General features: G+C 47.4%; 24 protein-coding genes. 21 read left to right on the top strand and 3 right to left on the bottom strand.

The features are described 5' to 3' along the window. The first annotated feature begins 323 nt into the window (after nucleotides 1-323). From LRL21_RS12480 to LRL21_RS12410, 15 genes are all read left to right on the top strand, one after another. Nucleotides 324-905, top strand: a complete 582-nt coding sequence (locus LRL21_RS12480) for an RNA polymerase sigma factor (RefSeq protein WP_240416100.1) — start codon at nucleotides 324-326, stop codon at nucleotides 903-905. Next, entirely contained in the window at nucleotides 898-1,863 is a 966-nt protein-coding gene (locus LRL21_RS12475) for an anti-sigma factor (protein WP_240416099.1), read from the top strand. The genes LRL21_RS12480 and LRL21_RS12475 overlap by 8 nt, the downstream gene beginning before the upstream one ends. Nucleotides 1,864-1,913: 50 nt before the next feature. After that, nucleotides 1,914-3,125, top strand: a complete 1,212-nt coding sequence (locus LRL21_RS12470; RefSeq protein WP_240416098.1) for a GNAT family N-acetyltransferase — start codon at nucleotides 1,914-1,916, stop codon at nucleotides 3,123-3,125. Nucleotides 3,126-3,158: 33 nt separating this feature from the next. Beyond that, complete coding sequence (locus LRL21_RS12465; protein WP_240416097.1) at nucleotides 3,159-3,860, top strand: adenosylcobinamide amidohydrolase; 702 nt, start codon at nucleotides 3,159-3,161, stop codon at nucleotides 3,858-3,860. A gap of 242 nt (nucleotides 3,861-4,102) precedes the next feature. Then, nucleotides 4,103-4,402, top strand: coding sequence for a LiaF transmembrane domain-containing protein (locus tag LRL21_RS12460; RefSeq protein WP_240416096.1), 300 nt, complete (start codon nucleotides 4,103-4,105; stop codon nucleotides 4,400-4,402). A 39-nt stretch (nucleotides 4,403-4,441) separates the two neighbouring features. Continuing rightward, complete coding sequence (locus tag LRL21_RS12455; RefSeq protein ID WP_240416095.1) at nucleotides 4,442-5,131, top strand: PspA/IM30 family protein; 690 nt, start codon at nucleotides 4,442-4,444, stop codon at nucleotides 5,129-5,131. Further along, complete coding sequence (locus LRL21_RS12450) at nucleotides 5,128-5,670, top strand: PspC domain-containing protein (RefSeq protein WP_240416094.1); 543 nt, start codon at nucleotides 5,128-5,130, stop codon at nucleotides 5,668-5,670. The genes LRL21_RS12455 and LRL21_RS12450 overlap by 4 nt, the downstream gene beginning before the upstream one ends. A gap of 3 nt (nucleotides 5,671-5,673) precedes the next feature. Then, on the top strand, nucleotides 5,674-6,378 hold the full coding sequence (locus tag LRL21_RS12445; RefSeq protein WP_240416093.1) for a PspA/IM30 family protein: 705 nt from the start codon (nucleotides 5,674-5,676) through the stop codon (nucleotides 6,376-6,378). Nucleotides 6,379-6,526: 148 nt separating this feature from the next. Then, complete coding sequence (gene liaF, locus LRL21_RS12440) at nucleotides 6,527-7,237, top strand: cell wall-active antibiotics response protein LiaF (protein WP_240416092.1); 711 nt, start codon at nucleotides 6,527-6,529, stop codon at nucleotides 7,235-7,237. A 33-nt stretch (nucleotides 7,238-7,270) separates the two neighbouring features. Beyond that, the gene (locus LRL21_RS12435; protein ID WP_240416091.1) at nucleotides 7,271-8,338 is read left to right on the top strand and encodes a sensor histidine kinase; all 1,068 of its coding nucleotides are present in this window, start codon (nucleotides 7,271-7,273) and stop codon (nucleotides 8,336-8,338) included. After that, nucleotides 8,328-8,981, top strand: a complete 654-nt coding sequence (locus LRL21_RS12430) for a response regulator transcription factor (RefSeq protein WP_275900704.1) — start codon at nucleotides 8,328-8,330, stop codon at nucleotides 8,979-8,981. Before LRL21_RS12435 ends, LRL21_RS12430 begins: the two co-directional genes overlap by 11 nt. A gap of 219 nt (nucleotides 8,982-9,200) precedes the next feature. Continuing rightward, the gene (locus tag LRL21_RS12425) at nucleotides 9,201-11,696 is read left to right on the top strand and encodes a WG repeat-containing protein (RefSeq protein WP_240416090.1); all 2,496 of its coding nucleotides are present in this window, start codon (nucleotides 9,201-9,203) and stop codon (nucleotides 11,694-11,696) included. A gap of 137 nt (nucleotides 11,697-11,833) precedes the next feature. After that, a complete protein-coding gene (locus tag LRL21_RS12420) occupies nucleotides 11,834-12,403 on the top strand; it encodes an RNA polymerase sigma factor (protein ID WP_240416089.1) in 570 nt (189 codons plus the stop codon). Beyond that, on the top strand, nucleotides 12,384-14,294 hold the full coding sequence (locus LRL21_RS12415) for a DUF4179 domain-containing protein (RefSeq protein ID WP_240416088.1): 1,911 nt from the start codon (nucleotides 12,384-12,386) through the stop codon (nucleotides 14,292-14,294). The genes LRL21_RS12420 and LRL21_RS12415 overlap by 20 nt, the downstream gene beginning before the upstream one ends. Further along, the gene (locus tag LRL21_RS12410; protein ID WP_240416087.1) at nucleotides 14,284-14,580 is read left to right on the top strand and encodes a hypothetical protein; all 297 of its coding nucleotides are present in this window, start codon (nucleotides 14,284-14,286) and stop codon (nucleotides 14,578-14,580) included. The genes LRL21_RS12415 and LRL21_RS12410 overlap by 11 nt, the downstream gene beginning before the upstream one ends. A 70-nt stretch (nucleotides 14,581-14,650) precedes the next feature. Here LRL21_RS12410 and fliD read toward each other — a convergent pair whose 3' ends face one another. Further along, nucleotides 14,651-15,934, bottom strand: coding sequence for a flagellar filament capping protein FliD (gene fliD, locus LRL21_RS12405; protein WP_240416086.1), 1,284 nt, complete (start codon nucleotides 15,932-15,934; stop codon nucleotides 14,651-14,653). 361 nt (nucleotides 15,935-16,295) lie between these two features. Between fliD and LRL21_RS12400 the strand changes: the two genes are divergently transcribed. The 6 genes from LRL21_RS12400 (at nucleotide 16,296) to LRL21_RS12375 (ending at nucleotide 23,025) form a co-directional block, all read left to right on the top strand. Further along, the gene (locus LRL21_RS12400; RefSeq protein WP_240416085.1) at nucleotides 16,296-16,778 is read left to right on the top strand and encodes a GNAT family N-acetyltransferase; all 483 of its coding nucleotides are present in this window, start codon (nucleotides 16,296-16,298) and stop codon (nucleotides 16,776-16,778) included. Between the two features lie 281 nt (nucleotides 16,779-17,059). Further along, nucleotides 17,060-18,583: a glucose-6-phosphate dehydrogenase gene (zwf, locus tag LRL21_RS12395; RefSeq protein ID WP_240416084.1), complete on the top strand. Its 1,524-nt coding sequence runs from the start codon at nucleotides 17,060-17,062 to the stop codon at nucleotides 18,581-18,583. 160 nt (nucleotides 18,584-18,743) lie between these two features. Beyond that, nucleotides 18,744-19,811: a metallophosphoesterase family protein gene (locus tag LRL21_RS12390; protein WP_240416083.1), complete on the top strand. Its 1,068-nt coding sequence runs from the start codon at nucleotides 18,744-18,746 to the stop codon at nucleotides 19,809-19,811. A 48-nt stretch (nucleotides 19,812-19,859) separates the two neighbouring features. Then, nucleotides 19,860-21,431, top strand: a complete 1,572-nt coding sequence (locus tag LRL21_RS12385) for a peptide chain release factor 3 (protein WP_420832440.1) — start codon at nucleotides 19,860-19,862, stop codon at nucleotides 21,429-21,431. A 59-nt stretch (nucleotides 21,432-21,490) separates the two neighbouring features. After that, the gene (locus tag LRL21_RS12380; RefSeq protein ID WP_240416082.1) at nucleotides 21,491-22,027 is read left to right on the top strand and encodes a CcdC protein domain-containing protein; all 537 of its coding nucleotides are present in this window, start codon (nucleotides 21,491-21,493) and stop codon (nucleotides 22,025-22,027) included. A gap of 227 nt (nucleotides 22,028-22,254) precedes the next feature. Then, nucleotides 22,255-23,025, top strand: coding sequence for a YheC/YheD family protein (locus LRL21_RS12375; protein ID WP_240416081.1), 771 nt, complete (start codon nucleotides 22,255-22,257; stop codon nucleotides 23,023-23,025). Here the strand turns inward: LRL21_RS12375 and LRL21_RS12370 are convergent. Further along, nucleotides 23,020-23,712, bottom strand: a complete 693-nt coding sequence (locus LRL21_RS12370) for a YceI family protein (RefSeq protein WP_240416080.1) — start codon at nucleotides 23,710-23,712, stop codon at nucleotides 23,020-23,022. The genes LRL21_RS12375 and LRL21_RS12370 overlap by 6 nt on opposite strands. Nucleotides 23,713-24,007: 295 nt before the next feature. Next, nucleotides 24,008-24,952: an iron-hydroxamate ABC transporter substrate-binding protein gene (locus LRL21_RS12365; protein WP_240416079.1), complete on the bottom strand. Its 945-nt coding sequence runs from the start codon at nucleotides 24,950-24,952 to the stop codon at nucleotides 24,008-24,010. Between the last annotated feature and the right edge of the window lie 12 nt (nucleotides 24,953-24,964).

The raw sequence follows: 24,964 nt of genomic DNA, 5'->3' as shown, positions 1-24,964 counted from the left end.
CATGGTATTTCTCTTGCCGGTTACGATGGTCTCGAACTGGATTCAAACGGAACGCATCAGGTGACTTTCGAAATACGGAAAGCACCCTTTTTGCGTAGGATGACTTTAATTATAGCTGACATCTCATGGAATTCATCCTGCAACTGGGTTACAATGGCACGAGAGAGAACATCGTCGATTTTTCCTTATACCTGTTGCATCATACCTGCTAAGGCTCATGGGGATTTCTTCTGCTTGCAGAAAAATTTGGTCATGTGAATCCAGAGAGAGTTCATTTGCGAATAGAAGTATAAGAGGGACAGTCACCTGAAAGGAGATCCTTCATGAACGGTTTATTGCCCGACCAAGAGCTGATGAAGCGAATTGCAGCTAAAGATGAAGAGGCTTTAAAGCAGCTTTATGATCATTATGAAAAACCAATCTATTCGTTCGCCTATCGAATGGTAAGAGATGCTATGATGTCCGAGGAAATCGTACAGGAGTTGTTTCTTCGGATCTGGCACACAGCCGAACGCTTTGATGGTGCACAAGGCAAGCTGACGAGCTGGATGTTCACGTTGACACGTAATATTACGATTGATCTGCTGAGGAAAAAAAGAAGCCGTACACCGCAAGCTATGGCTGAGCCTGATCAGCTGGAGTTTATTGCGGATGAACGGATGAATACAGAACTGAATGTGGAAAAGAAGTGGGTCGGTGAGCAGGTAAAGGCCGCTTTGGATGATTTGAATGAGGATCAGAAAAAAGTAGTTGAATGGATTTACTATCAGGGATACACGCATCAGGAAGTATCGGACATGCACGCCATCCCTTTGGGGACTGTTAAAAGTCGTGTTCGGTTAGCCATGAAGCAGCTTCAGCGGCATCTATCCGATGGGGGAAGGAGGGAATTGGGCAATGAGTAACCAACGAACAGATTTGATGTGTGAGCTGGTAGAACTGTACGCGTTGAATGGCTTAACAAAAGAAGAAGCAGCGCAGTTCAAGAAGCATCTGAAAACTTGTGCCGTATGTCGCAATCAATTAATAGAGCAGCAGCTAGTTGTTGACTTATTGCCAACTGCCTCGGAACCGATAGAAGTGCCGCAAGGGATGCGCGAGCGAGTTCTGGATCATGTATTAAATAGTACGGCAGCAAGCAATTCGGTTCAGGTTGCAGCAATTCGGTCTGTCTCGGAGCTGGATGCGATGTCTGGTTCGGGAACCGCTTTGAAAACCATAAGGGCAAGCCGTTCAACTCAGGCTGCTGAAGAACAAAAAGCGATGGACGATGTGTCGAGAGTGACGGAGCTTAGCCGCATATCCAGCCAAGGAAAAGCAGATCAAAAGCTTCGTTACTGGAGACTCGCAAGTCTTGGACTCTCAGCAGCCGTAATTGGACTTGGGCTGTACGCCTATTCACTTAAAGGCAGTCTGGGTGGACTGCAGGCGGATTTGGTTGCTATCCAGGAGACGGTCATCGGACTGCAAACCGAGCTGGTTGGACTGAATAGCAAGCTGGCTGTTGCCAGTAAACCTGCGGCAGACATGCAGGTTAATAAAATCGTCACTTTGAATCCGGAAGCAGAAAATATTGTATCCAAAGGTCTAGCCTCCATTGTCATTGATAGTAAAGGCACGCACTTGATCGTGCAGGCCGAAGATCTGCCCCAAGTGAAGGAGCAGGAGGCCTTTCAGGTTTGGCTCATTAAAGATAATCAGCCCGTGAGCGCAGGAACGTTCTCCCCTCAAGACGGTAAAGGTGTCGTATATTTCACATTTGAACCGAAGGATTACGACACGGTTGCCATTACGCTTGAGCCGGATGCCAATGGTGAAAAACCTCGAGGCTCCATCGTGCTAGCAGGTGGTTTAAAAAGCTAGACTTCACTAGTATAATATAATGTAAGGTTATGGAATGGGAGGAAATAAGGATGAGTACATTGGACATTCGTCAAATCCAGAAGGAGCATGCAGCGGATAGCATCGCTTTATCCGAATTCGCTTTTCAGATGGAGCTGACCCCGCAGCAGCGGGAGGAACGGTTTGCGTTCTTCAATGAACAGGAATCATGGGGTGCTTATGTGGATGGCAAGCTGGCAGCCCGTTTGTCGATTCTTGAGCTGCATACATGGCTTCATGGCAAGCGCTTTGAAATGGGGGGAATTGCTGGAGTAGCAACATGGCCTGAATATCGCCGCGGCGGCCTGGTTACGGGGCTGCTGAATAACGCATTGCATGTTATGAAGGAACAAGGACAAACCTTATCGTTCCTGCATCCGTTCCAATTTGCCTTTTATCGTAAATTTGGTTGGGAAACGTACACAGATTATATGAAATATGAGATTCCTACAGCTATGCTGCCCAAGCCTCCTCTGCAGACGGGGAGCATTGTGCGTGGGGATGATCAAATTCCCTTGTTAAATGGGATTTATCGCAGCTATGCAGTTCGTTACAATGGTACGCTGGATCGGGATGAGCAGTGGTGGAAGCGGCGTATTTTTGCATCCAAAAAAGGAACAGCTGCCGTGTATCGTGACGAAGCGGGGGTGCCCGGCGGGTATGTATTTTATGATGTTAAGAATAACATTTGCAAAATTCATGAGATGATTGCTTTGAATTATGAGGCGGAGCAGGCATTATGGAAGTTCATAGCAGATCATGATTCGATGATTGAAAAGGTTACGCTGCAGGCGCCATCCGATAATCGTCTATCGTTTTTATTAGACAATCCGCGGATCAAGCAGGAGCTGGTGCCTTATTTTATGGCGCGAATTGTTGATGTCGTTAGCTTTCTGGAGCAGTTTCCGTTTGCGGTGGCAGATGATCTGTTGGGAACAGGAATGAGAGAAAGTGAACTAACCCTGCACATCCGGGATCGCCATGCCGAGTGGAATGATGGCAGCTTTACAATCAAGATAGATGCCTTTGGCACAGCCAAGGTGGAGAAGCTTCAGGAAGGGCAAACCGACTTGAACGAGCTGGCTGTGGAATGTGATATCTCGACGCTTTCTGCGATGTTCATGGGCTATCAGCGTCCTGAGTTTTTACACAGCGTTAACCGACTGCAGGGCTCCGAGGAATCAATAAGGAAACTGGAAGCATTGATACCGCGTCGTCAAACTTATTTGCCTGATTTCTTTTAAATTAGAGCTGGTTACGATTCGGAGTGAACCCCTATGGCACAACCATTTGAAGGAACGACGACCTTGTACCATCCGGCAATCTGGCCTGAGCTTTCGATTCAATTAAACGCACAGCATATGGTTGTTCATTCACAATCGGAGCTTAACACACTGGGAAACGCCTTATGGGGCGGCGGAATGGGAAGCTCATCCCATTTTGTAAATGTACACGTCTCCAAGGATTTTGACTGTAGTATGCCCGAAAAAAGTCTGGAAAATCTCATCCTGGAATTTGGTTATTCAATAAATAAAACAGTGGGTCTGATGACAGCGGCTCATCTGCATCGGGCATCCGTTCATGAGGAGATCGGTGATCATTATGGTCTTGTCGTGTGTACAACCAGCGGTGTGGGGAATGCGGCCAGGGCGGGCGTAGAGCGGACGGTGTATTCATCTTATCGACCAGGCACGATCAATATCTTGTTGTTTATACAAGGCTCACTGACAACTTCGGCTATGATTGAGGGCATTATGGCGGCGACGGAAGCCAAGGCGGCAGCACTTCAGGATATGTCGATTATCGACCCGGAAACAAAGCTGATCGCTACGGGAACGACCTCTGATGCTATAGTAATTGCCTCTGATTCACAGTACATTCAAGGCGGCGTTCACCGGCATGCCGGGACAGCAACGCAAATCGGCAATGCAATCGGCCGTTTGGTGTACCGCTCGGTGGTGGAGTCGGTCTCATCCTAACGGTTTAGGCATGGTTCTGAATATGGAAGCAACAGAAGAAGCGCGAGCTGCAGGAATGGCGGATTGCGCTTTTTCTGTTGCTCCTTTGAGCGTATATCCATAGGTGTCGTCTGAGGTCGTGCAGCTGCCCCGACTTTGGTCCAGTATGAAATACCGCCGCAGGTCCGTTTTGAAAAAGGGTTGCGTGGTCTAGAATAAAGACATGAGCAAGAGACAACACAACGAAAGGCGGTGATACATAAATGAGATTGAATCGAAACAGCGGTTTGGCGTTGGCGCTTATAGCATTCGGTGTCATGATTCTGCTTAGCAAAATGGGATTGCATATGGGGCACATCATGAGTTTCTTATTCCCGGTTGCGCTGATTGGTTTAGGTTATGTGGGACTTCGAAATGATCGTACGATTATCGGTCTGATATTGATTGCCATCGGTTCGCTAGTGCTGATCGTGAAGTTGTCCGGTGTGATTGCTATATTAGTCGCCATAGGGTTAATCGTATATGGAATATCAAGCTTGAAAAGAAAATCACGCGCTTATTAAGACTTATAGTCAGATTCCAAGATAAAGGTGGTAAGAAGCATGGGTTTAGGCAAACGATTCAGAGATATTACGGTTGCTACATTCAATGAAATGCTGGAAAATTCAGAAGATCCGGTTCGCCTGATAGATAAATATTTGAACTCTCAGGCCGAGCAAATTCGCGACTCGGAGCGCCTCCTGCAGCAGTGCTTGTCACACGCCTCCGGGCTGAGACAACAGTATATGACAGCTGCGCAATTGATGGAACGCCGCGAGCAGCAAGCGCTGATGGCGCTGAAGGCTGGCGAGGATGAAGTAGCCCGCATTGCCCTTCAGGAAAAGCTGCAGCAGGAAGAACGCAGTGTACAGTACAAAATGCTGTACGATCAAAGCAAGCTTGGCATTGTCGAGCTGGAAAGCCAGCTTCAGCAATTCAAAGCGGATTACGAGGAAATTGCCTCCAAACGCAGCTATTACATTGCACGATTGGAGAGCTTGCGCCTGCAGCAGCGGATGAACGAACGGCTGCGTGGTATGGGCGGCGGAATTGGTGCTGAACAGCCGCGGATGTTTGATCGGTTAGAGGAACGTGTCTCCGATATGGAGTCGGCAGCACGCGCATTGCGCGAAGTGAGAAGCCATGGACGTGAGGTGCTGCAAGCCGTTGGGACGGCAGCCTCGCAAGCGCTGGACCAGGAGATGGCCAAGCTCAAGGTTAAATTGCAGGAGGAAGGCTGGATGCGATCATGAGTAAATTATATCGTTCACGTTCGGACCGATATGTAACCGGTCTGTCCGGTGGATTGGCAGAAACTTTAGGAATCGATTCAACTTGGATTCGTTTGATCCTGGTATTCACCACTTTCTTTTCCGGTGGAGTCGTAATTGTCTTGTATTTCCTGGCTGCACTGGTTATTCCGAAGGAACCGCGTGATCATGGACCGTTTGGTCCGGGCTACGGATTCGAAGGTGCCGGGGCACCGAATTGGAATGGTCAAGCTGGACCTGGATGGGGACAACAGCCATGGGGACAGGAATGGGATGGAAAAAAACATGGCTGTGGCTATCGCAAGCATAAACGCAATGAATATCGTCAGTACAACAACCAATTCGGAGCTAATGGGGCTGGCTCTCCAGGCTCACAGGCGAATGGACAAGGTCAAGCCGGCGACAATCTGGATGACCTGATGAAGGATATTGAGAAAAAAGCAATGTGGAAAGAAATCGAAGAGCTTCGTGCCAAAGTAGCGCAATACGAAAAAAACCAACAAACCAAAGGGGACGTGTAAACCATGGGAGTATTTTCAAGAATTAAGGACATGACGAAAGCATCACTGCATGAAATTTTGGATAAAGTTGAAGATCCGATTATTATGCTGAACCAGTATTTGCGTGATATGGAGGAAGAAATTGCTCAAGCGGAAGTAACGGTAGCCCGCCAGATTGCCAACGAGCGTAAGCTGAAGGAACGTTATGAAGAAGCGATTCGTTTAACTGATCAACGTGAAGAGCAAGCTAAGGAAGCCTTGAAGAATGGTCAGGAATTGGCTGCTCGTCAGGCTCTGGAGCAAAAGCTGTATTACGAAGGCAAAATTACCGAGTATGCCGAATCGCATGAGCAGGCCAAGGTACAGGCTGCCGAGCTCGTTCAACAGCTTCATGAGATGAAGGATGCGTTCTATCAAATGCGCAACAAGCGCAGTGAGCTGGTATCCCGCGCTCAACTGGCGAGAGCACAGCGTCAGATGGCACAAGTCAGTGCACACAATGTCATCGAAGGCGGTCAAGCAGCCAAAGGCTTTAGACGTATGGAAGACAAGATTGTAACCCTTGAAGTGGAAGCTGAAATTGCTCGCAAGCCTTACGTGGGCAGCAGTGCATACTCGGGTGGAGTTGGCTACACACCTGCGGGCAGCGTAGATGCGGCCAAGCAAAAGAAAGTCGATGATCAGCTGCAGCTGTTAAAAGAAAAGCTGGGTACAGAAAAGTCACAGTAATTTCTTCGCATTATCCTCTTTGAGTAGATACCGAATTGTGATATGCTTGGTAAGGCAAAAAGCCATAGGGCCATTTCAAAGCCGCTATGGCTTTTCCGCCTATATAAACTACCACCCAGAATCAGCATAAGAAAGGAGGCAGCATAGGATGAAGAAATTTGACCGTAAATGGAAGGGAAGCGATCACGGAGAAGGCACTGGTCACGACCGGAAGGGCAACCGCAACGACCGCAATGTAGCGCTGGTATTGATCGGCGTCGGCATATTTTTGCTTTCCAATAATCATTGGGGCTTTTTCACCGTGCTTGCCATTGTGCTGATCTTTGTCGGTATTCATAGGGTGAGAAAGTCCTCACCCCGCAAGGGCTACATTTTGATGGGGATCGGGCTTGTTATATTATTAGGCGGTAATTTCTCATTGCTGCTTGCCATTATCTTAATATCTTTGGGATTTTTCTATATTCGTTCGAGGCAGCTGCATCGAGCTGAAAGCTATGTGAAGAAGAGCTTGATTGAGAGTGTGCGTTGGGGAAAAGAGCCATGGGTTCTGCGCAATAGCTCCATTTGGCATGTTATTGGCGAAGTGAAGATTGATTTGACCTATGCGATTCCTGAACAAAAAGAAGTTACGCTTGTTCTGCAGGGCGTCATTGCAGATCTGGACATTATCGTGCCGGAGGATATGGGTCTGTCGGTCACCTCATCTGTTATTTTCGGGGAAGCTGTAATTGGACCTAATAAGGAATCTGGCATTTTAAATAAAACCGTGTGGCAAACAGCTAACTTTGAAACGGCCGATACACAGGTGAAGCTGATGATTTCCTATATTATCGCTGATATCGATATCAAGATTGTATAGAGGAATTGTACGAATGCTGGGAGGACATGCTTAATGGAAAGGCACAATAAACGGCTGACCAATATGATGTGGCGAAGCATGGGTGAGTCGATTGGGCTCAGCCTTGTTTTGTTTGGCGTTATTGTGTATTTCCTGATTCATTACGGATATCTCAAAGAGTTTACTTCCTGGAGTGAAGGGATTCAGATGAGCCTGACCCTGATTCTGATCGTTGTTACCATCGGCGGTGTATATGGCATCTGGTACAGCGGCAAGATGAAATCCCGGCTTGAGCAGCTTGGTGAGGTCATGCTTGCACTGGAAAAGGGGAATTTGACCCGCACCGTTCCCCCGCTGGGTGAGGATGAAATCGGACGGTTGGGAGAGCAGCTTAACGAGATAACGAAAAAATGGGAAGAGCAGGTCAGCTCGCTGCAGCGGCTTTCCAATAACAACGCGCAGCTTGCGCAAAAAGCCAAATATTCGGCAATTGTTGAAGAGCGGCAGCGGTTGGCGAGAGAGCTGCATGATGCGGTCAGCCAGCAGCTTTTTGCAATCTCGATGACCGCAACGGCCGTCGGACGCACGCTGGATAAGGATTTTGACAAGGCTCAGCGACAAATATATTTGATTGAGGAAATGGCATCCGTCGCACAATCGGAAATGCGTGCGCTGCTGCTGCATTTGCGGCCTGTTCATCTGGAAGGCAAACGGCTGTCAGAGGGCCTGGTCGAGCTGCTGGATGAGTTAGCGGCCAAGGTGCCAATGGAGATCGTAGGCGAGCTGACAGACGATATCCATCTGCCTAAAGGGATAGAGGATCATCTGTTCCGTATTGTTCAGGAAGCCATGTCGAATGCGCTGCGGCATTCCAAGGCGACACGACTGGAGGTACGGCTCACGCAGTCGTCGGCGGAAAGCATTCGTTTGCTTATCCGCGATAACGGAATCGGCTTTGATCTGGATGTAAAGAAGCATGCTTCGTATGGCATTATGACCATGAAAGAGCGTGTGAACGAAATCGGCGGGTCCCTGAATCTGATTACGGCACCGGGTAAGGGCACGCGAATTGATATTCGGGTTCCTATTATAGCGGAAGGAGTGGAAGAGCTTGGAGAATGAGGAGCAGGCAATAAAAGTATTGCTGGTGGACGATCATGAGATGGTACGGATCGGTCTTGCGGCCGTGTTAAGCACAGAGGACGACATTGAGGTAGTTGGGGAAGCGAGCAACGGTGCCGAAGGGATTCGTCTGGCTCAAGAGTACAAGCCGGATGTGGTTCTGATGGATCTTGTCATGGAAGGTATGGATGGAATTGAAACCACGAAGCAGCTGCTTAAGCTGTATCCCGATTGTAAGGTCGTTGTGCTGACAAGCTTTCTGGATGATGAAAAGATGTACCCTGTTATTGAAGCGGGCGCATTCAGCTATTTACTGAAAACATCACGCGCGGCAGAGGTGGCTCAGGCAATACGTGCTGCGGTCAAAGGGCAATCGATTCTTGAATCGCAGGTTGCTTCCAAAATTATGAACCGTTTCCGCCAGCCGAAGCCTATTGCACCGGCCCACGAAGAATTGACGGAGCGCGAGATGGAGGTACTGCGGCTTATTGCATCCGGGCGTTCGAACCAGGACGTTGCGGACGAGCTGTTTATCGGAATCAAAACGGTTAAATTCCATGTAACGAACATCCTGGCCAAGCTCGGTGTCGAGGATCGTACCCAAGCGGCCATCTACGCATTCAAAAACGGACTGGCTGAATAAGCCTTGTCATAGATCCCCTAATATACAGAACAGCTTCTGTTCCCATACATACATGCTCCAGTAATTCATTAATTGTGAGATATACAGGGATTTTCTTTTATTTAAAGCTGTGAATATGCTAATTGTTGCAGGACTGCAGACATCGACAATCAGTCCATCATGCACCGAATTGACTAGATGCCCATATGCTATAGGCGACTAACCATATGAGGTGCTGAGATGATGATGAATGAAACACAGACCTATCAGCTGATCCGGGCGTATGCAGCTCAAGCTGCGCAATCGCTGACTGTAGACTTGAACTCTCCTCGTCCCGTATCTGCCCGGGCCGATCTGGATGGGGATGGGTACCCCGAAATAGCGTATGCTTACAGAATGAACGATGAAAATGGAGTAACGATATTAAAGCAGTTGGGCAATGAATGGAGACCCTTTGCTTATTTGAAAGGACCAGGCTATGCAGTAAGCCTGCTTACTACTGCCCCGGTGACCAGCCGTGACCGCAGCAACTTGATTGTCGGCTGGCAGATCGGCTCGATTTGGTCGAAGCTGTCTGTCTACGAATGGACGGCTAATGGCTTCAAGGATGCAGCCCCAACCGATATGAATTACAGCTATGTGGAGATCGAGGATATGCCAGGACGGTATGGCCGGGATGGGTTGAGTGAAATTGCACTGTGGACCCACGATACGGGTGAAGCGTATAAGGTGGAGGTACTTAGATGGCATAATGGCGAGTTCACGAATGCATGGGATGTGTATCCTTATTACTTTCAAAGGGTAGTCCGCTACTATGAGGAACTAGCTGGCAAGCATCCCGATTATGCGTATTACTGGTACTATTTGGCGGATGCACAGGTTAAAGCCGATATGCCTGAAGCTGCGGCTGAATCGTTGGATAAAGCAATCAGCCTGAAGCCTGCTTACCCTACTCCAGACATGCTGCAGGATTTGCAGAAGCTGATTCAGCTAGAGCAGGCTCAGCAGGAGGCTGATACGCGTGCAACCTCTCTGTTCCCCGCTTCGTTGTTAACGATTCATGGAACAAAGTGGGGATATATCGACGATCGGGGCGAGTGGGTTATCAAGCCCCAGTATGCTTATGCAGCACAATTTCAGAGCAATGGTTATGCGGTTGTGCAGGTTAAAGAGCATAGCGGTATGATCGATCTTACGGGCAAGCAGGTTGTTCCGCCTGTATGGGATTCTATCAGTTCTTATTCCGAAGGACGCGCTATTGTAATCGACGGGCAGGGTTTTAAGGTAATGGATGAGAATGGTCAAGTTGTCACCGATAAAGCCTACAGCTATATTGCTCCTTATAGTAATGAGCGAGCGGTATTTGCCAATTTAAGCACCAATAACCCCGAAAGCCAACGTTATGGCTATCTGGATCTGCAGGGCCGTGAGGTTATTGCCCCGCAGTATGAAGATGCAGGTGACTTTCATGCAGGCAAGGCTGTTGTCAAAGTGAAAAAAAAATCGTATAGCTTGATTGACAAGAATGGAGTACGTTTGGCCTCGTATCCCTATGCGTATGTTGGTGCATTAGGAAATGGTTTACTACCCTTTCAGAAGGAAGCCTCTGGCAAATTCGGATACATCAATGAACGTGGCAAAATTATTATTTCGCCTCAGTATAGAACTGCCTTGCCTTTTGAGGACAACAGGGCGATCGTGGATATTTCCGAAGACTACACTGCACAATACGGCCTAATTGATCGTGACGCCAACTTTGAAATTAAGCCTGAATATAACACGATAAATACGCTGGGGGAACAAAGGGTCGCAATCGGGAAAGCCATTGATCCCAAACGGCCGTATATCGGCTCCAAATATGCCATTGCCGATCTGTTTGGCAAGCTGCTATCGGAGTTTGTGTATACGGATATATCCGAGTTCAAGGACGGGCTGGCTTCTGTTACGGATGGTGAGCATACTTATTTTATCGATCCAAGCGGCAAAGCTGCACCGGGCTTTCCGCGGTTGGAGGGGAGTGGCACCCTGGTATGGATGAAGCCGCTCATTCAAGTAAATATCGATCAAAGGTTGTCCTACGTGGACCGCAAAGGGCATGTCGTATGGCAGCCCAATACGGTGATTTCACTTCGTTCCCCTTATCGTGTCAGGGAGATTAAGTATAAACCGAACAAAGACTATCTGGTGTATTATCCGCAGATTGAAGGAATGAGTTCCAAGGCCGCACAAACCCAAGTGAATGAGAAGCTGAAGCAGCTGTCTCAAGTGAAGCCGGTACCTGCTGATACTCAGCTTGATTACAGCTATAGCGGTGATTTTAACGTCTCATTTTTCAAGAAAAATTTGTTGCAGCTTCAGCTGAATGGCTACAACTTTCCATTTGGAGCGGCGCATGGGATGCCTACAAAGCTGTATACACCCATTAATCTGATGAATGGCTGGATCTACGAGTTGAAGGACCTGTTTAAGCCGGACAGCGGTTACGTTTCCGTGCTTAGTGAGATTGTAGGACAGCAAATTAAGCAGGACCCGCAATATTCGTATGTATTCCCGGATACTTACAAGGGGATCAAGGCGGATCAACCGTTCTATGTATCGGAACATGCGTTGCATCTATATTTTTATCCCTACGATATTGCGCCTTATGTGGCGGGTTTTCCGACATTCAAAATTCCTTTTTCCAGTATCATGAATCTGATTGCGGTCAACGGTGAGTTTTGGCGGGCTTTTCACTAAATAAAACGGTTAAAGGATAGGATTTGGACGCAGCTCCTTGCCTAGTGGCAGGCGGGCTGTATTTTTTTTGTAAAAAATGAAAGGAAATACGCCTGAGCTGCGTCTATATAATGTAGAGAATGTTGTGGAGGTTGATTATGGATGATCAGTTGAATGACGAAGCGCTGATCAAAGAAGTGCTTCAAGGTGGTAAGGAAGCTTTCGCGTTCCTTGTAAACCGGTATAAAGATAGGGTGTATAAACTGCTTAGAGGTATGGGTGCACAGCAGCAGGACGCACAGGATTTGACTCAGGAGGCATTCATCAAAGCTTATCGCAGCTTATCCTCCCATCACATAGATCGAAGCTTTGCTTCATGGTTGTATACGATTGCTGCCAATTTACTGAGAGATGCATGGAGGCGCAGACAGGCTGATACAGGTTACGGACTCAACCTGAATGCGCATGAACATATGGAGTGCCCTGAGACTATGTATTTGCAAATGGAAAAAAGACTGGAAATTCATGATATGCTGCTGGGCTTATCCCCACAACACCGAATGGTGCTGCTGCTTCGATATACGAATGATCTGAGCTACGAGGAAATCGGGGTCATTCTGGACATACCCGTCAGCAAGGTGCAGAACGATCTGCATCGTGCCAAGAGAAAAATGAAGCAGTTGCTGAAGGACAAGGAGGTGAACGTCCATGAAATGCTGGAGCGCTGAGGAAGCAGATTTATTTCTGGCCAGCTGGAATGTACATAAAAGCATGGATAAAGCTTGTTTACCTGGTAATGGTTTCATCTGTGCAGAGTTCATTGATGAAATTCAGCAGCATCTAAGCAGCTGCGCGAGTTGCCGGATGCGGCTGGAAGAATGTCGGATGGAGCAGTCGCAATGGACAGATCAGTTGTTTCCACGAGCGGATGCGCTGCCAGTCTCATTCACAGCTGATCTGATGGCTAAATTAGATGATGTGGAGCTGTCGACGGTATACACAGAGAGTAGGCCACGGGCTGCTTCAGCCCCGACGGAAACTGCTTCAGCTGGGAACCCGTCATACGTACTGGCGGATCATGAATCACAATCCGATCAGGCGCCGATATCCGAGCCTCATTGGCCGGAGTCTGAGTTCGAGACGGTGCTGAAATCTGCACTGGACTCGCAGCAGCAGCTTTCCGAGCTGCCATCGACATCCGTAACGAACCTTATGGATTCGCAGCATGTCCAAGCTCGACCTCCACGGTGGATTCGTTGGCTTTCTATTCGCAATCAGAAATGGGCATTCACGACGGCTGCCTTGATCCTTCTTATATCCAGTACTTTGGCAGTTATGGCGTCTCCGTCCTTGGCGGAATATGTACGTTCCTTGTTTGCGCCTGATGTTGTCGATTACGGGCTCTTAAAGTCTCAGGAGCTTGGTCTGGTCAATAATCCCAATATCAAGGTCAAGGATCAAGGGTACACGATGGAGATCAACGAGGTGGTAGCGGATTCGACAAGAGTCGTTATGGCGTTAAAGCTGACAGGACCCGATGGTATGGCCAATCATAATATGCTGGAGCTAAGCGGCCCCAATGAGATACAGATCACGGACCGTAACGGGAATAAGCTCGGAGAGCTGTATGATATCGGCATGACCTCACAAATGTATGTACTTGTAGCCCATTTTCCGCAGGAAATACAGGCTGATGAATTGATGATCCAGGCAACCATTTCCAGGTTGGGTAGTGACATGCAACGGATCCCTTATATTCAGGGGAAATGGAACTTTGCGTTTGATGTAAACCTGAAGCAGGCAAAAGCTTTGACTACGGTACAGCCTTTAAGTCAATCGTACACAACGGCGAACGGAATGACTATTCGCATGAAACGGCTGGTACGGACTCCAAGCGGAGTAAGACTTGATCTGGATACGGAGCTGTCTGCAGCTGCTGCCGAGCGTTCTCCAGCGAGACTGAGGGAAAGAGAGCAGCTGATGTTCCATTTTGAAAATGAGAACGGAGAAGAGATTCATAGTGTGATGAGCACGAAATTTCCGCATAAGGACAGTTTATTGACCGCATCCAAAATAAAGGATCCCATAGCCCCTGTCAATCATTGGTCCTACTCGTTCAAATATTTACCTGCAGAATCCTTTGTATGGTTCGTATGGGACGGTTACATACTTCCTGAAATAACGGAGGCAGGATTAACCTTTATTCCTGATGCTTTGTCTGCGCAGCCTGCCATTTTCCGGCATGAGGGGGACGAGCTTCGCTTGACAGGCTTTGAAATGGACGATGCACCCGATCCGAGGGAGAACAGAAAAGAAGCCGTATTACGGGTTCAAGGCACATTCAGGAACCATTTTTCCGGTGATGAGTGGGTGATCAGGGATGCAAACGGTATCGAATATCCAGTCCATTACCGCGGAGGCTCATCAGCTTTCGACGGTTATGTGACACTTGGGAATGAATTTCCTGGTAAGGATTATGCGTTTCGCATGCCTACGCTTCAACGGATTCCGGAGAAGCTGACCTTAATTCGCAAGGTGATAGAAAGAATATACCCGGAATCACCCGAATCAAGCTGGTCTTTTAACATAAATGAAGGAGGCAGAGCCAATGGCCGCTAGTTCCAGACCTTCCAGACTTCACGCGGAAATTCCGTTGACAGCTCATGACAAGGTCACGATACTACGTGCTTATGAGTGCAGCTGCTATCAAATTACATGGTTTATGCTGAGGGATGAGAAGCAGGCTGTCCATGCCGCCAAGCATATTTTATTGAAATTATATACACATGAGGAATGGTTTTATATGGAGGATGCCGCCCGTCTGGCTGAAGTCAGACACGCGGCGCTGAGTTATTCGTTGGAATGCCGGAAAAAAGCGATAGTCAACACAATTCCCAAGACCTAATTGCCATCAAGGCTCAACGCCACATGGATCGTGGCGTTGAGCCTTGATGGCATGCACCGGAATATTATGACTAAATATAGTCATTCATTAAGATGCCGGACAGAGGTAAAGGAAGATACGTATTAACGGGAGCTCCTTCTCGCTGATTCACCTGATAATTATTGAAGGATTGAAATAAAGCCTGCCCTTGATCCAGTAATTCAAATGAAGGCGGATCAAGTAAGGTTTTGGCAGCTACATTCAGTGCTGCAGCAAGTCCGCCAAAGCCTCGTAAACTGAATTCCAGCATATTAAAGCGGGAGATGACCTGCTCCTCCAAAACGGAGAAGTCTACTTTTAGTGAACCATCTGCATTCAGCTGAATTCCAATCATTTCAAGTGGCAGCGATGTAAGCTTGCCCATTACGGATTCGGAAGCTTCACTTGTGAGCAGTCCACCCGATTGGGTAAGTTGCAGATGAAGAGAATTGTAACGGTCAACGAGAGCTTGAACCTGTCTTTTAATCCCGATCATATCTGGATGTATATCGATTTGTACAGGCTTTTGTGATGCAGCCAATAAGGTTATGGCCACATTGCCTTGATCCCACACAATTTGATTGGAGGCTGACACCACTGAAGCATTTCCGTTAATGTGGTAGACGGCATCTTCCGCTTGTTGTGTAACATTAGCGATGCCGCTGATTGCAGCCGCATTCCCATATATATCCACAATGGAAAAGGCATGAGCTGTTCCTGTGTGAAGGCTGTTGATTCTTAATTGTACGGTATCCCTAAGTTCGTCTCTGACAAGGGAGGCCTGAAGATCCGAATTGGTGCTGTTGATTGCACTGCGAATTTTTTGAAGCGCTTGCTGGTTTGTATCCGTTGATAAAATGTATATGGAGAAGGAGATCGTTTGATTTTCAGTGACAAGCTTCATCTGATTAGAGCCCGCGGTCATGAGTGTTGGTGAAGTACGCTGCAGAACAGCACCGTCATTCAACTGTGATTGTGCAATTTGATCGGATTGAATGATGTACGAGCCAATTTGGGCACCCTTTTGAACTGTGGCGGTTAATACTGAGGGTTGACTAACCTCAACTGTTCGATGGTCCAAGGAAGAATCTGAACTCAGCATGGCTTCTCCGGCTTGCTTCAGCTGCTCAGCTGTGGTCAATAAGCCAGCTACCGCCATCGCGGTTGCACGAGCATGCTGTCCAAAGGCATATCGTTGAAATACGACCTCGGCCTCTGCTTTCGATGAAACCAAGGGACGATACTGCCAGCCGCCCCCCTGCCAGGCATGATCTTCCTCTCGCCATATGTCATTTGTTCGATACACACGATTGACCTCGGAAACTTTGGAAATCATAGCTCATACACCTCACGATCATGGATGTTATATGTATAATTATACAATATTGACGGGTTTTCGTAAATTATTATTGACAGTTGGATGAAAGATCAATTATGATGTAAAATTGACTTTATGAGCAAGATCATTTAGTTGATCATCATTTAATAAACTCCAGATACAGCAATTGAAACAGGCTATCGTAAATTTGATTAAGGGGTACAAGCTTATGGACTGGATTCAGATCGTCGTCATTATTGTTATAGTTATTATCAGCGTATTGTTTTTGGGCTTTGTCGGCAAAAAGTACTTGAAATAATAGCAGACGATCAGCGCTCTTCATAAGATAGAGTACAATTATCTATGGAGGCGATGGTCATTGATCTGCAAACATCTTCCCCTGCATGACAAAGCGATCCTGGGGCTGGTTAAGAGCCTATTGCTGCCATATGCCAGAATAACCCAGCCACATGTCAAGTTGGATCTAAAGGCGCTTCGGAAGCGATTACGCGGTTGTGTGACCTATGTTTATCTCCGTGGAGGACGTAGGGTGTGCGGATTTATTGCGATCAGACAGGACAAGAATGTGATGTATGTCGATATGCTGGCTGTCGATAAAACGATCCAAGGGCTTGGCATCGGATCGGCCCTGCTCAAACAGGCAGAACGGTACGGTCGGCTGAAGGGGCAGCGTGAAATTTACCTCTGGGTAGATGATACCAATACACAGGCGCAGCGCTTTTACACGGCCAAGGGCTACGAGTCCATTCATTATGATGCAACGATTCGCTGTTATATGCTCAGAAAATTATTAGAGGTTCCCCAATTTCAAGAAAGGCAATGGTCGATGGGGTACCAGTAGCAGGAAAAGTTTTCGACAAAATAACGAATGAAAAAGGCTAGTGGACAACAAAATAATAATGATCACATTCATTTACAAGCCATTCCAAGGCTTCGCATCAGGTGGCGGGGTCTTTTTGGCGAGTTCTGATGTCTCCATTCACATTTTATATAAAAGCTTATAAAAATTTATTATAGCTGGGATGTTGAATCCTGCGTTATATTTGGTTATGCTTAGAAAGCTGAGAATAGTGAACATGAAATAATAGCAACGAAAAATACATAAGAGAGAATGATGATAATATGACCGATACGGTAATTTTGCTTTTTGGAGCAACTGGAGATTTGGCACGCCGCAAGCTATATCCTGCGATATACAGCCTTTACCGTGAACGCAAGCTGGGAGACCGCTTTGCTGTAATCGGTTTGGCACGCAGACCGCGGACGAATGAGCAATTTCGTGAAGATGTACATGAATCGATCAAGGAATTTGCACGCTATAATGTAACGAAGGATGAACAGTGGGACTCCTTTGCCGAGCATTTTGAGTATATGTCGCTGGATACGAATAATGTCGAATCCTTTAAAGAGTTGAGCGTGATGACCAATCGACTGGATGCCAAGTTTGATATAGGCGGCAACAGGCTCTTCTTCCTGGCGCTTTCCCCTGAGCTGTTTGGCAACGTATCGTACAATTTGAAGGAAGGCGGATTGCTGGAAACATCCGGTTGGGCGCGTCTTGTTATCGAGAAGCCATTCGGTTATGACCTGCCATCTGCTGAGAAGCTGAACGGGCAGATTCGCGAAGTGTTTGAAGAGAAGGACGTCTATCGGATCGATCATTACCTGGGCAAGGAAATGGTGCAAAACATTAATGTGGTGCGGTTTGCCAACGCATTCTTCGAGCCGCTATGGAACAATAAATATATTGCCAACATTCAAATTACGCTAAGTGAGACGGTTGGTGTTGAAAGCCGCGGCGGTTATTATGATCACTCCGGTGCACTGCGTGACATGGGGCAGAATCATATGCTGCAGACGCTGGCTATGATAGCGATGGAACCGCCAAGCCGGTTGTCTCCAGAAGATATTCGCGATGAGAAGGTAAAGGTATTCCGCTCGCTTCGCGGCTTCCAAACCGCCTCAGAGGTGCGCTCCAATACAGTCCGTGGTCAGTATTCAGCAGGTACCATGAAGGGCTCTCAAGTATCCGGCTACCGTCAGGAGGATTCGGTCAATCCGGAATCGACGACGGAAACCTTCTTCGCAGCAAGAGTATTTGTTGATAACTTCCGCTGGGCAGGCGTACCGTTCTATATTCGTACGGGCAAAAGGCTGCCAGTGAAAACAACTGAGGTTGTTGTTGAATTTAAAAATGTGCCGAATAATGTGTATTTGTCCAAAAAACATAAGCTTGAGCCTAACCTGCTTGTGTTCCGTGTTAATCCGATGGAAGGCATCTATTTCAAAATGAATGCCAAGCAACCAGGCTCGGAAGGCTCCATCCTGCCGATATCGATGGACTTTTGCCAAAGCTGCCAGGTAGGCTTGAATACACCGGAAGCTTACGAGCGTCTGCTGTATGATGCTGCACGTGGCGATTCCACCTATTTTACCCGTTGGGATGAAGTAGCATTAGCCTGGAAATACGTCGATAAAATTGCTTCTGCATGGGCTGAGCGTACGGACACTTTAATGCTGTATCCAGCTGGAACGTGGGGACCGGATCAAGCTCAACAGCTGCTCTCAGAGGACGGCTTCAAATGGTGGCCTGTTAATGGACAAGATGAAGGCGAAGTGGCTTGGGAAACAGCTTTAAGAAAATAGGCTCCGCACAGGCTGAAGCATTCGCTTATACAGAAGGGTCCGTACTTTATCGGGTACGGGCCTTTTTTTGCTTACTGACCGTCAAAAAGTGTACATATACCCGTCTAACAAGATATAATAGTAAGACATCATTTTGCAGACCATCAGGAGGTTAATAAATATGTCGCGTCGGGCTTTTATACGTTGGATGCTCGGGCTTTTTGTGATGATTGGTGCGGCCACAACCGGCCTTATTTATTTGCTTCAGCGCTCCGTTAATTCACAGAGCGTCGTTAAGCATGCTGCTGAGCAGCCTCTGGCTGCACCGAAGCCCGAGACACCAGAGACGAAGCCAGCGCCGATTAATGATAAAGAACCGCTGTTGTCGTTCATGATATTAAGCGATCTTCACGTATCGGTCTACGACCCGGATACGATCAAGCATTTGAAGGAAGCATTTGATGATATCAAGCAGTTCGAATCACCTGTGGAAACTGTGCTACTAACGGGGGACTTGACAGATTTTGGCGATCCCGATGGCTACAGGGAGCTGCAAAAGGTAATAGCAGCCTACAAGCTGCCTCCGCTTCACGCCAATATGGGGAATCACGATTATTACGATATTTGGATTGATAAGAAGGGTGCTTTCAATAAAGATACGGTGCCCAATGGTAAAACAGACTGGCAATCACGCGAGCGGTTTCAGAAATTTTTTGGCTTGCAGAAGCCTTACCATGCCGCCCAGATCAACGGATTATCGATTCTGATGCTATCACAGGAAGCTTATGTTCAAGAGAAGCCTGAGGTAGGTGAGGGTGCCTGGTATTCCGATGAGCAGCTGGACTGGTTGAAGACGGAGCTAGCCAAGCACAAGGATGGCAAACCGGTATTCGTCATGGTCCACCAGCCACTGCCACCCATAGGTTCGGATGGAGGCAGCCATACGTTGATTCGAGCCAAGCTGTTTCGAGAAATTTTAAAGCCATATCCGAATGTGTTCGTGTTCTGCGGCCATCGTCATCAGGATTTTCAAAACGGTACCGAGCATTATGTGAAGGAAACGTTTCATTTTTTTCACAATTCCTCAGTGGGCCGCGTCTTAAACCGCAATTTTCAGAATGAAGGTAAAAATAAATCCCAAGGGCTTTATGTGCAGGTATATCGGGATCATGTGAAGGTTCGAGGACGTGAGTTCAGTAATCGTACCTGGCTCAAGGAAGCAGATTGGAATTTAAAGCTGACCAAGTAAACATTTAGTGATATGAAGGAAGGAACAATACAAGCCATGAGTATGAACATGCCACAGAAGATGCAAGAAGAAGTTGAAAAACGCCGTACGTTTGCGATTATTTCTCACCCGGATGCGGGTAAAACGACATTAACGGAGAAGCTGCTGCTGTTTGGAGGAGCGATTCGACTGGCTGGTACGGTCAAAGGCCGCAAGGCAAGCAAGCACGCGACCTCCGACTGGATGGAAATAGAGAAGCAAAGAGGGATTTCGGTTACATCAAGCGTTATGCAGTTCGATTATGAGGGGCATCGCGTCAATATTCTGGATACACCGGGTCACCAGGATTTCTCCGAGGATACGTACCGGACGTTAACAGCGGCAGACAGTGCCGTGATGCTGATCGATTCTGCCAAAGGGGTCGAGCTGCAAACGAAGAAGCTGTTTCAAGTGTGCCGCAAACGGGGAATCCCGATTTTTACCTTCATTAATAAAATGGACCGCGAGGGACAAAATCCTTTTGAGCTGCTGGAGGAGCTGGAGCAGGTGCTTGGGATCAGATCCTACCCGATGAACTGGCCTATTGGCTCGGGCAAGCAGTTCCGTGGTGTGTACGATCGTCAGCAGACGCAGGTCGAGCTGTTTCAGGGCAACGATCATAAAATGATTGAAGTGCGTAAGGTGAGCGGCTATGAGGACCCTCTGGTTAAAGAAATTGCAGGGGAATTTTTCTATGATCAGCTTGTTCAGGATTTGGAGCTGTTGGACGTAGCAGGTGATCCATTCGACTATGAGAGGGTGCAGAGCGGCGAATTGACCCCTGTGTTCTTCGGCAGTGCGATCAATAACTTCGGTGTACAAACCTTTCTGGAAAACTTTCTGGAGCTGGCGCCCATTCCAACACCACGCAGAAGCACACAAGGAGAGATTGATCCGCTAAGTGAGCAATTTTCCGGTTACGTCTTTAAAATTCAGGCAAATATGAACCCGGCACATCGGGATCGGATTGCTTTTCTGCGTATTTGCTCCGGTAAATTTGAGCGTGGAATGTCCGTGAAACACGTTCGTCCAGGCAAGGACATCAAGCTGGCTCAACCGCAGCAGTTTCTGGCACAGGATCGCGATATTGTTGAGGAGGCATATCCCGGCGATATCATCGGACTGTTTGATCCGGGTATTTTTCGAATTGGCGATACGTTGTGTCAAGGCGGCAACTACGAGTTTGATGAGCTGCCTACGTTCTCACCGGAGCTATTTTCCAAGGTGACCGTCAAAAATGCTCTGAAGCATAAGCAATTTCAAAAGGGTATCGATCAATTGACTGAGGAAGGTACCATTCAAGTGTTCCGTACGATCGGCTTTGACGATATGATTCTTGGTGTAGTCGGCCAGCTGCAGTTTGAGGTATTGGAGTACCGGATGAAGGCAGAGTATGGTGTTGAAGTACAGCTGCAGCGGATGAATTTCCAGTTCGCGCGCTGGATTATTGATAAAGATGTTGACCCTGCCAAGTTCCGGATTAATTCACAGCTTGTGAAGGATAAGAAAAATAATTTTGTCGTGCTGTTTGAGAGTGAGTATGCGATGCGCTCGGCCATGGACAAAAATCCGACTGCGCAATTTTTGGAAAATGCTCCTTGATCTTGATCTACCAAGACTTCGATAACTAATCTATACAACGGTTAGGAGGGATGATCCACATGGAGCATTTGGGACCTACACTGCTAATTATGGCATTGATTGCCTTTGGAATTTATCGTAGGGTAAAACGGACGATCGGGTTCCAGAAGCTGAACCGTAAACGGCTTATATTTCGAACGACGATATTCGGCGTGTTAGGCTGCGTGTTTCTGTATGCAGGTCTGCTGCATCCTATTCATTTTATTGCCGATGCGGTAGGCTTGGCTGTCGGGCTGATCCTTAGTTACTACGCTATCAAGCATATTCAGTTTGAAAAAAGAGACGATGCCTGGTACTATCGTACCCATCTGTGGGTTGAGGTAACTTTGATTGTGCTGCTGCTGGGGCGGATTGTGTATCGACTGCTGGCTATGTACTACTTGCAGAGTGACTCGGGAATGAACGGAGCAGCTGCAGCGCCGACACTGGAAAGCTACACGAAGGATCCACTGACCGTAGGCATATTCTTTGTGTTGATTTCGTTCTATATCCGTTATTTTACTTACCTGCTGCGTAAGCAGAGGGAGCTGGATGGGTCTGAATCGCATTTGACTTGATGATGTCGGGCAGGCAGACTGCAGCTGTATTGGATCGTTAAATAGCAAGAATAAGCAGTCCCACAGGGGCTGCTTATTTGCGTTGCGGCTGCTTGATGAAATGGAGGATAGGATATTGAAAGCGCCCTTTCAAGTAGCGCCGCTTGTGCATACACTAGATTGAAAGTGGGAGATATTCACTTCATGTTTGTTACTGCTGAAGGAAGCTTGAAGAAAGGTGGAGCCGAATGCGCAAAGTAAACTATAGTAGGCATATTGTAAGTAAATGGAGAAAAACAAGCGTGATGCTGCGTAATGCCAAGCTGCGTACTTATGTGCCCGAGACGAGAAAAATGACGCGTACCTCTCTGCATGACCTGCTAAATCAATATGGGATGGTCTATATCAAACCGGATAGTGGCACTTACGGCAACGGTGTTATGCGTGTAGAAAAGAGCTCTGTTACGGATGGGAAGCGTTACAAGTATCAGAATGGAGTAGTGAAAAAATCATTTTCCAACTTTGATGATCTTTACAATTCGATCCGAAAACGCACAAGAAAACGACTGTATCTCGTACAGAAGGGCATCCATCTAACCAAATACCGGAATCGGCGTTTCGATATTCGAGTTATGGTTCAACAAACACCAAACAGGAAATGGGAAGCCACCGGTGTCATCGGCCGTGTAGCTCACCCGAAGAAAATCGTTACGAATGTTCATAATGGAGGTACGCTTAAACCGATAGAGACGCTGCTTTCCGCCTATGTATCCGGTACTGCAAAGAAAAAATATATTCACCGCTTGCGAAAGCTTGGACTATCTACAGCGCGTCAGCTTCACACGACCTATCGCGGACTGAAGGAAATCGGCCTGGACGTTGCATTGGATAATAAGCTGCACCCGTGGGTGCTTGAGGTGAATACTTCTCCCGATCCTTATATATTCAGACGTTTAAAGGATAAATCGATCTTCGGGAAAATCCGCAGATATGCAAAAGCGTATGGGAAAAGGCTATAGCTTCAATACAAGTCTGAGCTGTACCGTCACATTATTTTGGGCCTCTAATAAAACCGTATGCGGGTTTTTCATACCATAATCGGCGAAGGTTACGACTGTACTGCCCTCCACATTCAAAGCACCTTGACTGTATAACGCTTCGCTGGTAAAGGTTACGTCCTTCGAGATGTCTTTGATTGTGAGGGTTCCGGTCATGGTGAATGCGACCTTGCTGCCTTCCTTCCACTCCTTAGGGAAGTTATCAAAGGATTTTACGGTGAATTTGGCTTCCGGAAATTTAGCTGTGTTTAAGCTATCATTTCCTTTGACATGGTTGTCCCTTTGCGGATTACCTGATTGCAGCAAAGTCGTATCGACGATCCCTTCAGCTTTCATGATGCTAGGATCGGTCGTATTGATGATCCATGTTCCTTTGACAGAGGCACCTTCGATGTTCACTGTTTCCTTGGAGGTCGTCACGGAGAGATACACTTTAGAAGCCGGCTGGATGGTCCACAACCCGTCCAGCTTGGCTGGTACAACGGCAGTCATGCTGTTGGTGGGAACAGATGCAGTTGTGGTCGTAGTTGTGGGAATAACCTGTTGGATGGTAATGTGATTTCCGGCGTAGTAGTCATAAGCAGCATAACCACCGCCTATTAGTACAGCCGCTGCACCTAATGCAAGTATAGTTTTTCTAATATTCATGGGAAAGCCTCCTTTTACATATGAACCGCAGTCTGAAGTGGCGTGACGGACATCATTGCACTATTCACTACATCGAGTAGTGTTATTGCTTAAAAAAATAACAGCACTGCAACTCGGCAGAGTGTTAAGGGTCAAGCCTGTGGTGGAGTTCAACTACTTTCCAGTAGTATACAGTTAAAAACTGAATGCTCGCTGAATGGGAACTGAGCATGCGCTTAAAAAGCTTGTACAAAGCAAAAGAGCCAAGCAGTCTTTTGACCACATGGCTCGTCTGCTCTGTACAAGCGAATCCGGGTTACTTGGCGAACTTCTTCTCGGCATCATCAAGTGCCATTTTGGTGCCAAGCGCGGAGTAATCCAACCACGGTTGATCAGGAATCAGATAAACGTGTTGGGATTTTACAGCCTTGAGACCTTGCCAGATTGGATTGCTTTCAATTTGTTTAAATAATTTCTCGGCTCCATCTTCTCTGTTCACGATAACGAAGATTGCATCCGCATCATAGTCCGGTAATACCTCTTGAGAAATCACGTCAAACGCTTTGTCCTTGCTTACTTTCTCGACGCCTTTGGCTGGCTTAAGGCCAAGGTCTTCATACAAGAGAGGACCCATTGGGCGTCTCGTTCCGAATACACGCAGCTCCTTGGCAGTTACACGAACGGCCATTACAGTAGCGTCCTTTCCAAGCTTCGTATTGATCAGTCCTTTTACACGTTCCTTCTGAGCTTCGTAGTCTTTAATGAACGTCTCGGCTTCCTTATCGCGATCGACTAGCTTACCGATTTTTTTCAGGTGATCCCGCCATGTGCCTTCATCCAGATCGAATACTACGCTCGGAGCGATTTTTTCGTATTTGGAAATATCTTTGCCGGCATATTGCTTATCCAGATAAATCACGTCAGGCTTCAATGACAATATGGCTTCCATATCCGGTTCGGTAACTACACCAAGCGGCTTCGTGTCTTTCAATCGATCGGCTACATGAGGCAGGAACGCTTTTAAATCGCCACCGATGACAGAACCGACCGGAGTAATACCGAGCGCCAACAGATCATTCGTTAAATGGATGGAAACGGAAGCGATTCTTGGTGCTTTGGCAGCCGGTTTGTCGGTAGCTGCTGCAGGGGCGGCAGCGGGTGCTGGCTGTGGATCTGCTGCTGGCGTGGGAGTTGTTGAGCCGCATGCGGAAACGGTAATCATCGATACGGCGCTTAACAGGATCATGAGTGTCTTTTTCATAAGGTCTCCTTA

The organism is Paenibacillus periandrae, assembly GCF_022458865.1.
Taxonomy (GTDB): domain Bacteria; phylum Bacillota; class Bacilli; order Paenibacillales; family NBRC-103111; genus Paenibacillus_S; species Paenibacillus_S periandrae.
Note: the sequence above shows the minus strand (reverse complement) of the source record. Positions and strands in the feature narration are given on the sequence as shown.